We start from the raw sequence: 12,646 nt of genomic DNA, 5'->3' as shown, positions 1-12,646 counted from the left end.
ACCTTAGCCGGTAGGTATCGAACTGTTCTTTGGTTAAATCTTGAAGACCATACAGCTTCATCATCCCGCGGCGAATGGCAATATCTCCCCAGCTCACGACATCTGGGCGCTCCATCGCATGAATGAGCAGCATTTCAGCCGTCCACTTGCCAACTCCCTTTAAGGACATCAGCTGCTTGATTACTTCTGCATCCGATAAGCGGTTCAGCTCTTCCAGCCGGATTTCACCATGTATAATCGACTCCGCAATGCTTTTTATGCAAATGGCCTTCTTCATCGTTATCCCGCAGCTTTGAATCTGATCTGCCGTTTGATTAGCTATGTTCAATGGGGTTATTTCGCCAAGCCGCACCTGCATTCGCTCCCATATGGTGTGCACTGCTTTAGCTGAAATCAGCTGGCCTACAATCGCATAAACGAGTGAAGTGAATAAGTCCGGCATGATGATGCGTTCGACTTTTCCGAGCCGAGACATGGCAGCACCAAGCGCTTCATCTACGTTTTTCAAATAATCGATCTCTGCTTGCCCATAGTCATAAAGCTTTGTTTGTATCGTTTGCAGACGGCTCGCCCCCTGTAAATCGAAATAAATAGCTGTATATTCTTACTATACCTCATCCGGCTTTGTATGTTTTGATTACCGAATATAATCGCAAGATAACGAAATCGGCGATGATGGAAATAACGGACATCAGATGCCTTATTTGCTTTGATTTCCTCTTTTTTCAGAAGTAACGGACATAGGGTACGCTAATTGGCTCCAATCGTTATAATTTAACACGATTTCGACCTAATAGCGGATCCTATGTCCGTTAGATTCAAATTAAGCCCGATTTATGAAGAATAGCGGAATCTATGTCCGTTAGCATCAAGCCTGAGCCACAAATGCATAAGAATGCTTAGAAGGAAAACGACCATTTCATAAAACAGCGGCAGTCTTGGACTGTTTCATCTCGTCCATCGCTGCCGCTGTATTTTAAGTGGGTTTTTATTTCTACTGCAGCAAGCGATAGTTGTTTTTGATGTAGTTAGCTCCGGATAGGATGGTCGACGCTAAGGCAACATACATCAAAATTTGATCGACAGGAATCGCTGTCAAAAAGCTGAGCGGACGATGGTTTAACAACACCGCTGAAATCGCAACAACTTGAAAGACCATCTTAATTTTGCCGAATTGGTCGGCTTGCAAGGCAATTTTTTGAGATGAGGCAACCATTCGAATGCCCGTTATAATAATCTCTCTTCCGATAATCACAACTGCGATCCAGCTGTAAATCATCTGCTCGCCTACCATTAATATTAACGCGGCGGATATTAGCAGCTTGTCTGCCAGCGGATCGAGCAGCTTGCCAAGATTCGTAATCTGATTATATTTTCTTGCGATATGTCCATCTAGTTTATCTGTCGCTGAAGCGAGTATAAATAATGCTGCGGCATAATAAATGCCATAGGTATCTATATGTAGAAAAAATTCTGATTTGCTGATTAACCACTCGGGGTATATCGGGAAAAATAAAATAAACACAGGTATTAATAAAATACGAGCAATCGTTATTTTATTCGCTAGATTCATAGGGTTCCTCCTTCGCATTATGCTAGTCATTATACCATATGTTGGTAGGCTTCTGAAAAAGCTGCCTGCGCGCCTCCATAACCTATCCTTTTATTCTTTCTTTAAAGACTGATTAAGCATATCCCAATCGGCATGCGAGGCATCAAACAGCATTAGCCCGTCTGTGTACCGGAAAGCCGAATGGAATACCTCACTCTGCCGCTCCGCGCTATTCATTTGATTAAGGGAAATGCCCGCATAGACCGGAACTTCTCCACCTGTGGCAATATTGCCAAGGGCCATATATTTCTCCACCTCGGCCAGCGTATCCTGATACGTACCAATCATGAGGAAATCCAAGTGCCGGACATAGCCAGTGCCTCGGTAGTCCTTGGTATAGACGGAGCCCTCCTGAAATTGAAGGCGGCTGTCATATTGAAAATCCGGGCTGGCCCAGTTTGCACCGTTGACATAATAGGTATCAAACCAAGACCMCACGTAGGCAGATAACAAAACATCGCTTCCCGTTTGTCGATTATGACCGTCCACCATCTCCTTGACCTCCGCAACAAAAGAGGTAATGACGCCTGCACGGAAAGCCCACCAGTCCAAAATCAATGGACCATCTATTCTCGTATTGCCTTCATAATCGAATATGTCCTCTGGCCAACGATGAAGCCGCTTGCCCCTTTCCGCCAAATATGCCTCAAAGCGGCTGCATGCCAAAGGACTGAAATCCGCCGTTTCATTGTCGTATCTGCCCCGGTCCAAAATAATGCCGTCCACCTGATAGCCGGCCATCACTTCCCGGAAAGCAGCCAATTGATGCTCGCGCACCTTCTCATGAAGCGGGTTGGAAAATGCAACCAAGCCCGGAGCCGAGCTGTCTCGCTGCCGCTTGATCACGCCTTCATCCTGATGCTTGTAAACCATTTCCTCCCATTCAGGATGCTCATTTAGAATCGCATATTGACCACGTACAATGGAGCCTTCTGCAAATACATTCATGGATGCATGAATAGCTAGGCCAAGCTGATGCCCCTCTTCTATAAAAATCTGCAGCAAATCCAGCTTTGGATAAGGAGTACCCTGCCCAGCGTTTACCAATTCACTCATGTGGGGACGCCTCGTCAGCGTATTTTTGAAGTAAGAAACGTACCCCTCCACCCCTTTAACATCAAGCGCAATATCCGTAACGCCTGCATGTTTTGCCCGCTCCAGCAGTTTTCTTACAGCGTCCGCAGACTGCAGCTTTCCACTGTTGGCTCTCTGATCTATCCAAAGGATGACCCTCTGCTTCCTCTCAGCACGGCTCTTAGAAAAAATAGCTAAGCTTCGAGCAACTGGAGTTTCGTTCCCCGCTTTGACCTCCACATCAACAAAGTTGACGCCAAGCGCCAGTTTCAGTTTATGGGCAAAAGCACCCTGTTCGTCTACCACAGCAGCTTCACCATTAACCATTAGCGCCGGAAACTCGCCTGCATTGCCGCCGCTCACATTACCGCTAACTGTGGTAACATTTTGCGTTTCCGTATAAACGGATGGATGGTCCAAATAAAGGCTGAATTCATGATCAGCAGCGCCTGCCAGCCCGTGATGATCAGTCACCGCACCATCCTTGCGCAGCTTGATCCGATCTCCTTTTCTAAAGCAGGTAGACAAAAAGAAGCGGCTGCTTTCCGGAGCATACAAAGGATCAAGGGCAAGAAGCACGTAACCATCCTCAGGGATGTCTAGTATCGTTGGGCCCGACCAGGCCGGGGCAAAGCCGACAGGCGCTTCATTAACGACGCGTAAAACCAAGCCGCCTGCTCCCACCTGCACCGCAACGCCATTCTGAGGAACAGTGACCGATTCCCCCCATGCGCTTGTAAACAAGACAAGCCACTCTTCGGCCGCCGGAATGGTGTTGACAGCCGTCATAGCGTGCCGATGCCCTTCTAATGTAATCGTAATATCCTCTGGCGCAGCTTCCACTTGGGCATGGATAGCAAGCATATCAACCTCACTGCCTTTATGCGGCTTAAATGGTTCGTTCATTTCTGTTCCCCCTCAGTCAATTATGCCGGGCATTTCGCCTGGGCGGCAAAGAGGCACCTGCGATTCGCAGCTGCCCCTTTGCCATCAAGCCTACGTCTATAGGCAAGCCATTATTTTGAAATGGTTTGATACCACTCGTTCGCTTCCTTGACGGATTCTGCGCCGCCTTCGGCCATCCATTGCGTCAGGAAGGTATCGTAGTTGTCTCTAGATTGCGCACCTGCGATATACATTAACACCGTGTCATCAAGCAGCTTCGTCAGCTTTTGCTTGTTTTTGGATACCGCATCGATTGGCGGCGCAATCGACATCGGATCAACGACAATATTGCCTTTCGCCGCGTTTTCCTGAAACGCCTCATAGTAGCTTTGCAGCACAGGGTCCTTCCGAACGCGCGCCTGCCAGTAAGCCGGATAATCATATTCATTAACCCCGGTCATGTAGGAGCTTGCATTGGTTAAGTCATCATTGAATTTAGGCAGAATGGGATAATATTTGCCATCCTTCACTTCGTGATGAACGCCTTCCTCGCCAATTGCGAGCTTTATGAAGATATCCTTCTTCAGCTTGGTATCGAGCAGCTTGATCGCATGCTCCTTTTGCTTGGATATCTTCGGTATCGCAATAAACCAAGTAGTTGCCAGGTTAACGCCAATCGATGATTTGCCATCCTTGCCAACTAAGTATGGAATAATGCCGATTTTGGCTTCAGGGAAGTTTTTGACAAGGGCAGCTTCTGCGCTAGAAGCACTCCACCAAGCCAGCTTGATCATTGCAGCATTGCCGCTGGAAAACTTCTCAATCGCTTTCGCACTCGTATTGATCGGCATTTCCGAATCCAGCAGCCCTTCGCTGTACAGCTTGTTCATATAAGCCAAAAATTCCTTCATCTGCGGAAGCTCTGCTTTATGCAGCAGCTTGCCATCCACATCGTTCCAGTCGTTCAGCACGCCGAATGCTGCTGCAATATCTCCATAGATAGAATCCTTTGAGCCCGTTAACGGAACAATATTTTTGGCTTTCTTGATCGCTTTCAACACCTCATACAGCTCATCCGGCGTTGTTGGGTTTTTCAAGCTCAGTTCTTCCATCCAATCCTGACGGACAACGAGCTCCTCGCCTACGCTAATGCCAGAGCCAGTCTCCGGTATAGCATAGATTTTGCCGTCGATCGTAACGCTTTCCCATGAATCTTCCTTAATCGCCGCTTTGATGTTAGGGCCATGGCTTTCGATCAGATCATTCAGCGGCTCCAGCGCGCCCGCTGTTGCCAGCTTGTAGAACTGAGCAGAACCCAGCTTCATGATATCGAAGTTTTGCTTGTTCGCAACCATCAAGTTCAGCTTCTCGTCGGCACTTTCCGCCGGTAGCATTTCATAGGTAACCTTGTAGCCGGTAGCATCTTCTATGTTTTTAGCAACCGGGTCTGCGTTCGGATCGAACAGGCTGTACTGCATCAGCATCGTAAGTTTGGGATTGCCTTCGCCATCTCCCCCTGTGCCGCTGCCCGGAGCTGGAGTGGAATTGTWGCCGCATGCGGCAAGAGCAAGAGCAAATACAAGGACTATGGCCAACCAAGAACCTTTTTTCATAGAGTACCCTCCCGAATATGTGTTTTAAAGTCAAACTGCATTACCCTTCCATTGCCCGCTATCATGACAAGCTGACAGCATCACCGCCTTTCATGCCGATAGGTTTAACCCTTAACCGAACCTACCAGCACACCTTTGACAAAATATTTTTGCAAGAACGGATAAACCATCAGGATCGGCAGTGTAGCTAGCAATATTGAAGCTGCCTGAATGGACTGGGGCGTTGTGTTCAGCGCCGCGTCCACGTTATCCTTCAAAAACTCGCTGCTGGAGGAAACCAATAGTTCCTTCAGATACAACTGCAGCGGTTTGAAATCCTGATTGGTAATGTAGATCATCGATGTAAAATAGTCGTTCCAGAACGCCACCGCGAAAAATAGCGCAATGGTTGCCAGCACAGGAAGCGACAGCGGCAAAACAATGGAGAATAAAATTCGGATGTTGCTTGCTCCGTCCAGCTTGGCGGACTCCTCCAGCCCGTCCGGCAGCCCTTCAAAGTAATTTTTGATAATCAGCATGTTGAACACGTTGATGGCCGCCGGCAGGAATAGAATAGGAAACTGATTGACCAGTCCAAGATTATGCATGAGCAGGTAGGTAGGAATCAGGCCGCCGCTGAACAGCATTGTGAAAATAAACATCAGCAGAAACCATTTTCTGCCTCGAAGCTGAACGCGAGATAATGGATACGCCGTAATGGTCGTGAGGAACAATCCTAACGCCGTCCCCACAATGGCCAAAAGAATCGAATTTTTTAAAGAGTTAAGGAACATGGAATCCTTGAGCACATACATGTACGTTCCAGTCTGAAAGCCAATAGGCAGCAAATTGACCTTGCCGGAAATGACCGCCGCTTCGCTGCTGAACGATTTGGCGATCAAGTTAACGAAGGGCAGCAGCGTCGTCAGACCTACCAGTATAAAAAATAAATAGTTGCAGAAATTGAACAGCTTCTCTGAAAACGATGTCTTCACGGTCACAGCAATCTCCCCTTTCAGTTACCAAATCCCGCGTTGCAGGTATTTGCGGCTAAGCGCGTTGCCCGCCAAGACGAGCGTGAAGGCAATAACGGATTCAAATACGCCAACAGCGGTCGTAAAGCTGTAGTCCTGATTGCCGAGGCCCATTCGGTACACATAGGTGCCGATGACATCTGACACCTTGTATACTGTGGGATTGTACATGACGAGAATTTGCTCAGTGCCAGCCTCCAGAATGCTGCCGAGCCTTAGAATAAACATCAGCAGTATAATGGGTGCGATGCCAGGCAGCGTAATGTGCCACAGCTGCTTCATCCGCCCCGCTCCGTCAATCTTGGCCGCTTCGTACAAGCCAGGATCAATCGTGGCGAAGGCCGCAAGATACACGATGGTACTCCACCCCGTCTCCTTCCAGCCCGCTGAGGTAATCAGAACACCGCGGAACACGCTGTTGTCCAGGAAAAACGAGATCGGCTCCATGCCGATCATACCCATTGCCTTGTTGACCAAACCGCCGTTGCTGGACAGCATGTCGATAAATAGACCGCTTACGATAACCCAGGACAGAAAATGTGGCAAATAGATAACGGTCTGAATCGCGCGCTTGAACAACATCCGCCTGATCTCATTCAACAGCAGGGCAATGAGAATCGGCAGCGGGAACAAGATACCGATCTTCAGAAAACTGATAATAACGGTGTTTTGAAAAACATGCAGAAAATCAGGAGAGTTGAACAGTTTGGCAAAATGCTTCCATCCCACCCACGGGCTAGCGTCATAGCCATCAAAGATATTGAAATCCTTAAAAGCGATGGTAATGCCGTACATCGGGGCATATTTGAAGAGCAAAAGAAACAAAATTCCAGGGACAAGAAGTGCATATAAATCCCAATCCCGTTTGACATCGGCAGCAAGCCGTTTGACATAATTGTTTTTAGCCTGGGGCTTATCCAGTGGTGCCGTTGCGCTTTTCATCGTATTCCCCCTCGATTTGATGCTTTCTACCTAAAATTGTAGTATCCAGCGCTCAGGGTTGGTAGAGTAATGCCATTACTATTTCTGGTACTTTGATGTTTGATTTCCTCACAAAGGAACGTAATCGGCATAAAAAAAGACAAAACCGCTTTCTACAACTGAAAGCGGTTTTGTCTTATAATTTTTTTGGTTATTGCACGCCACCTAATTAGGCGCAGCTTTTACGCTTTAACTCCACCTGGGTTGACGCCCCAATATTTACGGAACACCTTGGTGAAATAGCTCACATCCCGGTAGCCCACGAGACGAGCGGCATCATACACCTTGCCCCCATTCTGCAGAACGGATTTGGCCCGTTCCATCTTGCGCTCCAGCACATAGGTCGAAAAAGGTACTCCTGTCTCCTGCTTAAACAGCCGGCTTAAGTAAGATGAATTGATAAAAAGGCGATCTGCGACCGTATGCAGCGTAATATCCTGATCGATTTCCTGATTGACGATAGACAGAATTGAGCGTACCACTCCATTGCTCGTCGTTTTCCGCTGCTGCTGCAGATAATCGCAGATGCGGCCAGTCAAGCGGACTAGCCAGGCCCGAATCTGCTCCTTCGTCGCCAGCAGCCTGATGTTCTCGAAATAAATCATATCCTCTCCTGCCACGCAGCCAATTCGCCAGCCCTGCTTCTGAATCATGCGAATATACAGGCTGCTCAAATAAAGGACGGCCTCATGAACCTCTTCCGCCGTCTCCACGGACTCAAGGCTTTTGTCCCACAATCCTTGCAGCGCCTCCAGCGCCTTAGCCTCGTCAGCGGTTTCCAATGCGATCTCCAGCGCTTTCTCCAGCCCTTGCTGTACCTGAACCCCCTGTTCCTTACGGCCAATCTCGCGGTAAGGAATAGCGATGTCACAGCCGTATACAATACGCTCCTGCAAGGCACGGCAAGCTTCGGCATACAGCGCGCTCATGCTGCCAATCCCTCCGGCTGCAGCGCAAATGCCTGCGCTCGCTGTCAGCCCAAGCGTCTCCCGGGTGCGCGACAGCAATTGAACGACCGAGGCCTGTACGCGCAAGGCGCTGTCACCCGGCTCCTCCTCGCGCCGCAGCACAAAAACAAGGAGCGTGTACCCTTGATGATCAACGCACACCCAACAGGAAGCGGGCAGCATTTCTCTCGCCAGACATTGCAATGAGAAACGCCACATTGGAGCATCCTCTGCGCGAAAGCAGCCATCCCCTTGCGGAAGCGGGTCAATATCCACCACCGCAACTGCGATCCGGTCGGACTCCTCAAGCTCAATCTGATATTCCGCACCTCTTCGCAGCACCTCGCTATCGTCGTAGTCGCCTGCTGCCCACTGCCGAATAAAACTGCTTTGCAAATGGGGAAGATGCTCAAGCCACTTTACCTTCAGCTCTGCCTGCTCGCGCCACTGCTCCATCTCGTCTCGCAGCTGCTTTGCCGCTTCCAGTACGGCACCCAGTATTTCCTCTTCAGCCGCGGGCTTCAGCAAATACTGGGAAACCCCTAAAGCGATAGCATCCTGAGCGAAGCCAAAGTTGTCATGTCCGCTTAATATAATCAGTTTCAGCTGTACGCCGTTGTCTGGATATTCCCTAAGCTTCCTCACTAGTGTCAGCCCATCCATCTCCGGCATCTGGACATCAATCAGCATGATGTCGGGTCGCTTCCGCTCGATCAACGCCAGCGCTTCTACCCCGCTGGCAGCCAGTCCGACGACCTCAATGCCATGCTCCTCCCATGGAATATTATTAGCGAGTCCCAACCTAAGCCTCAGTTCATCCTCAACGATCATTAAATTCATGCGGATCGCTCCCCTTTTTCCAGAGTGTGGTGAGTTACAGAACGAAAGCTTTCCTTGCATTGATCCAGCGGCAGTGAAATGGTGACCGAGGTTCCATGTCCTTGCTCGCTTTCGACGATCAATTCAGCTTCCTTGCCGTAATAAAGCTTAATTCGGGTCATTACATTGCGCAGGCCGAACAGGTCGCCCGTCTCCTCGTCCTCCAGCGAAAACAGATTCGCTTCACGCCGTCCCAGCCGCTTCATTTCTTCTTGAATATAGGCTAGCCGCTGCGAACTCATCCCTGAACCATTGTCGCTTACGGTGACCTGAACGGACTCTCCATCTTTAACTCGGCCGGAAATAACAAGCTTTCCGCCTTCCGTTTTCCCCTCCATCCCATGCAGGATAGCATTCTCCACAAGCGGCTGCAGCAGCAGCTTCAGAATCGGGACGGGGCGGCAATCCTCCTGAATGTCGTATTCCACCTCAAAGCTGTCCAAATACCGGATTTGCTGAATGCGAATGTAATAATGCAGATGCGACAAGCTTTCGTCAATCGTAAATACATCCTTGCCCTTGTTCAGGCTTAGACGGAAAAATCGCGACAAATTCAGCACCATCTCGCTAATTTCATCCGCCTCGTAATTTTTAGCTGTCCAGTTAATTGAATCCAGCGTATTATACAAAAAGTGAGGGTTAATCTGGGTTTGCAGAAATTGAAGCTCCGTCTTGGCCAGCCTCAGCTGCTGCTCGTAATGATCCTCAATTAGCCGCTTCTGGTCTACGACCATCCGATTAAACGCTTCCGTCAAATAACCCAGCTCGTCGTGCCGCGTATTCTCCAGATGCACATTCATATTTCCCGTACCCAGACGTTTCATGCCCTTGAACAGCTTATCTACTGGAGAAGCGATACCGATATAAACGAGCCAGGATATGCCCAGCGCCAGAAGCACGCTGACGAAAATAATAGCTAACGTATACAATCGAAGCTGATCTGTTTTGGCGTACAGCTCTTTTTTGGGTTGAATCAGCGTCAGCCGCCATTTGGAATATTCCGAATCGATAGACACCGTCATCTCCGCATCCGTCGTGCGGGGAAGGCCAGGCATGCCCCCGCCCTCCGCAAGCGTATGCTCTGCGCCGTCGAGCTTGCCTGTCCCGGCAATCAATTTGCCGGTATCGCTGTGCAAATAAATGGTAGCCGAAGGCGATGGGAGCAGCGACTTCATCAGATTGATCAGCTTGCTTTTGTCCACTGTAATAATGACTACATCCGCTCTGCGATTGTTGTTGTACAAATCCATGGTTCGCAGCAGCGATACGCTATCGGTATTAATTAAGCTGCCGAAGGTCGCGTTGCCGGCAATCGGCTCCTCTGCCAGCAGATAAGTGATTTCCGTCCCGCTAGTAATGGCGGTATTCTCAAGCCATTGCTGCTGCTCAGGGCTGCTCAGCCTTCTCCCTCCATAATTCGTCGATATCATCATGTGGGAGGGCTGATGATACAAGGATATTTGCGATACGATATGATTAATAGAGTTTACATTCGACAGCTGCTTCAGCAGCATCGAAAAATCGACGATGGAGAGCGGCGATAATTCCGCTCCGTTATCTGCGAGCAGCTTGATAAACACAGGGTCTGTTGCAATTAGCGTCGAAATCTCCTCCACATTTTGCAAAGTCAAATCAATATAGTCCATAGCTGAATTCAGTACCGTACTGGACCGCTCCACCGCTTGGTCATGCAGAATGCTGCGGGAGCGATCAACGGCAAATAGGCTTACCAAGACGAGCGGCAGCAAAATCAACATAAAATAGCAGGTTAGCCGAAACTGGATTTTGCGGGAAAAGCGATCCCGAAACCATTTGACGGGATTTCTCATGCTTATCTCCCCCCTCCGGCGCTCAAGCGGGCTTCGTACCATTGATTAACTTCCGCTGTAACCTCTGCGCCACCCTCGCGGTACCACTCCTCCACAAAGCTGTCGAACTCATCCAGCGAAACGATGCCCATCACGATTTGTGTAAAAATGCTCTCAAGCTCCTCTAAATGTCCGGCATACTTGCTCATCGCCGGTGTCGGAATTCCGAAAAATTCGTTTTTTATTAAATGTTGTTCAATCATCTGCAAATTATCGTATAAGTGAAAGTCGCCGAGCGAATCCAACCGAGCCTTAGCCATAACAGGATCAATAACATCGACGAGCGACTGGTAGATGCCCCTGTACAAATGCTTGTCATGCTCTACAAAATCGGTGACCATTTTCCCATTTTTCATCGACCAAATCTTGCCTTCAAAACCAAGCTTCAACGTCTCCCTGCCGTCTCCCACGATGAAATTAAGCAGCTTTACCACTTCTTCGGGATGTTTCTTACCGACCGGCACCACGTTGTAACCGCGGATTAAATCCTTGTTATATACGCCGCTATGCCCCTCCGGTCCGACGGGATACTCCAGCGGTATCCATTCCGCCTTGGGATCTTTCTTTTTATTCGCTGCAATGGGTCCTCGCGTATCGTACCAAGTCGCAGAGAACATGCCGACCTTTCCGTTCTCGATTTTTTCGATAAAGGCATTGTTGCGGTTAAGCGGGAATTCCGGATCAATCAGCCCTTCCCGGTAAAGCTTTGCCAGAAAAGCGAGCGCTTGCTTGGTCTCCGGCAGCGTGCTGCCATTAACCAGCTTTCCATCGCGCGCCACCCAAGAGTTCAATTGAACACCAAAAGCGCCAAAAAACGGCGCTGTCCGCCCCATGTCCTCGAGCAAAATAAGGCCCATCGTATCATTGAGCCCGTTCCGGTCAGGGTCTTCCTTTGCAAAGGCGCGCATGACTTCATAATATTCGTCCAGCGTATTTGGCGGCTGCAGTCCTAGTTTATCGAGCCAATCCTTCCGCACATACATTAGCTCAATGCCCTGCACGTCTGTTAAACTTGGAATGCCGTAAATTTTTCCATCGTAGCGCATTCGATCCCAAGCCTCTTCAGGAATAAACTTCTTCAGGTCTTGTCCATATTCGTTAATATAGTCGTCAAGCGGCGTAAAGGCCCCTTTTTTGACATATTCGTCAAACCAAACCGGGTTGAAAGTGTGAATGAGATCTGGGAGATTTCCGGAAGCCATAATGACGTTCAATTTCTCTTCGTAAACTTCCTGAGGGGGAATATTGACCCGCAAATCCAGTCCTGTACGTTCCTTTATATAGTTTATATAAGGATTATCGTTTTCGTCTGAACCATCCGGGAATGTCATGCCCAAATCGTTAATGACCATCGAAATCGCGACGCGGCTCTGCGATGTGGGCAGCGGCTCGCCAAGCTTCTCCCACTCGCTGCAGCTTGGCACCGTCGCAGCTACCATTAACAATGCTATTATCCGAACAATCAAACGACAGTTGAACCTTTTGCGCTCCATAGCTCCCCCTCCATCTCTTCCGGAATGCCTCCGGCATTACTCCCTATTCAACTTCTCCTTCAAGCAAGCGCTAGACTGCGGTACATAACCAGCAAAAGCAGCCTTTTTTCCCACCTACTGACTGTTACCCGTAAAATATATGTTAACTATAATAACACGAAATACAGCTAATAAGAGTAGAAAGGCATAATGCATCAGACCAACCTTCTTTTCATGTCATGAAAGCGAACATACATTAAAGCGGTTGCATAAATAACAAGGTAATACGGATATCGCTATAG

General features: G+C 48.8%; 9 protein-coding genes. All 9 read right to left on the bottom strand.

Annotation, left to right across the window (positions count from 1 at the left end; translation table 11 throughout):
- A partial coding sequence (locus tag AB4Z17_RS26750; RefSeq protein WP_441963182.1) for a DNA-3-methyladenine glycosylase family protein occupies nucleotides 1-562 on the bottom strand: 562 nt, incomplete at its 3' end.
- Nucleotides 563-994: 432 nt separating this feature from the next.
- Nucleotides 995-1,573 carry a CDP-diacylglycerol--glycerol-3-phosphate 3-phosphatidyltransferase gene (gene pgsA, locus AB4Z17_RS26745; RefSeq protein ID WP_441963180.1) on the bottom strand — a complete coding sequence of 193 codons (579 nt, stop codon included), beginning with the start codon at nucleotides 1,571-1,573 and terminating at the stop codon, nucleotides 995-997.
- A 90-nt stretch (nucleotides 1,574-1,663) separates the two neighbouring features.
- The gene (locus AB4Z17_RS26740; RefSeq protein WP_441963179.1) at nucleotides 1,664-3,592 is read right to left on the bottom strand and encodes a hypothetical protein; all 1,929 of its coding nucleotides are present in this window, start codon (nucleotides 3,590-3,592) and stop codon (nucleotides 1,664-1,666) included.
- A 110-nt stretch (nucleotides 3,593-3,702) separates the two neighbouring features.
- Nucleotides 3,703-5,184 (bottom strand): extracellular solute-binding protein, encoded by a 1,482-nt coding sequence (locus AB4Z17_RS26735; RefSeq protein ID WP_441963177.1) that lies wholly within the window; start codon nucleotides 5,182-5,184, stop codon nucleotides 3,703-3,705.
- Between the two features lie 104 nt (nucleotides 5,185-5,288).
- Nucleotides 5,289-6,164, bottom strand: coding sequence for a carbohydrate ABC transporter permease (locus AB4Z17_RS26730; RefSeq protein WP_441963175.1), 876 nt, complete (start codon nucleotides 6,162-6,164; stop codon nucleotides 5,289-5,291).
- Nucleotides 6,165-6,182: 18 nt separating this feature from the next.
- Nucleotides 6,183-7,139 (bottom strand): ABC transporter permease, encoded by a 957-nt coding sequence (locus tag AB4Z17_RS26725; RefSeq protein WP_441884929.1) that lies wholly within the window; start codon nucleotides 7,137-7,139, stop codon nucleotides 6,183-6,185.
- 221 nt (nucleotides 7,140-7,360) lie between these two features.
- Nucleotides 7,361-8,965 (bottom strand): response regulator transcription factor, encoded by a 1,605-nt coding sequence (locus tag AB4Z17_RS26720; RefSeq protein ID WP_441963174.1) that lies wholly within the window; start codon nucleotides 8,963-8,965, stop codon nucleotides 7,361-7,363.
- The gene (locus AB4Z17_RS26715; RefSeq protein WP_441963172.1) at nucleotides 8,962-10,833 is read right to left on the bottom strand and encodes a cache domain-containing sensor histidine kinase; all 1,872 of its coding nucleotides are present in this window, start codon (nucleotides 10,831-10,833) and stop codon (nucleotides 8,962-8,964) included. The genes AB4Z17_RS26720 and AB4Z17_RS26715 overlap by 4 nt, the downstream gene beginning before the upstream one ends.
- Before the next feature lie 2 nt (nucleotides 10,834-10,835).
- Nucleotides 10,836-12,365: an extracellular solute-binding protein gene (locus AB4Z17_RS26710; RefSeq protein WP_441908598.1), complete on the bottom strand. Its 1,530-nt coding sequence runs from the start codon at nucleotides 12,363-12,365 to the stop codon at nucleotides 10,836-10,838.
- Between the last annotated feature and the right edge of the window lie 281 nt (nucleotides 12,366-12,646).

The organism is Paenibacillus sp. TAF43_2 (genome assembly GCF_052113545.1).
Taxonomy (GTDB): Bacteria; Bacillota; Bacilli; order Paenibacillales; family Paenibacillaceae; genus Pristimantibacillus.
Note: the sequence above shows the minus strand (reverse complement) of the source record. Positions and strands in the feature narration are given on the sequence as shown.

Coding starts and splice junctions, on each gene's coding strand:
- AB4Z17_RS26710 (WP_441908598.1), bottom strand. CDS start 12,365: ATGGAGCGCAAAAGGTTCAACTGTCGTTTGATTGTTCGGATAATAGCA.
- pgsA (WP_441963180.1), bottom strand. CDS start 1,573: ATGAATCTAGCGAATAAAATAACGATTGCTCGTATTTTATTAATACCT.
- AB4Z17_RS26715 (WP_441963172.1), bottom strand. CDS start 10,833: ATGAGAAATCCCGTCAAATGGTTTCGGGATCGCTTTTCCCGCAAAATC.
- AB4Z17_RS26720 (WP_441963174.1), bottom strand. CDS start 8,965: ATGAATTTAATGATCGTTGAGGATGAACTGAGGCTTAGGTTGGGACTC.
- AB4Z17_RS26725 (WP_441884929.1), bottom strand. CDS start 7,139: ATGAAAAGCGCAACGGCACCACTGGATAAGCCCCAGGCTAAAAACAAT.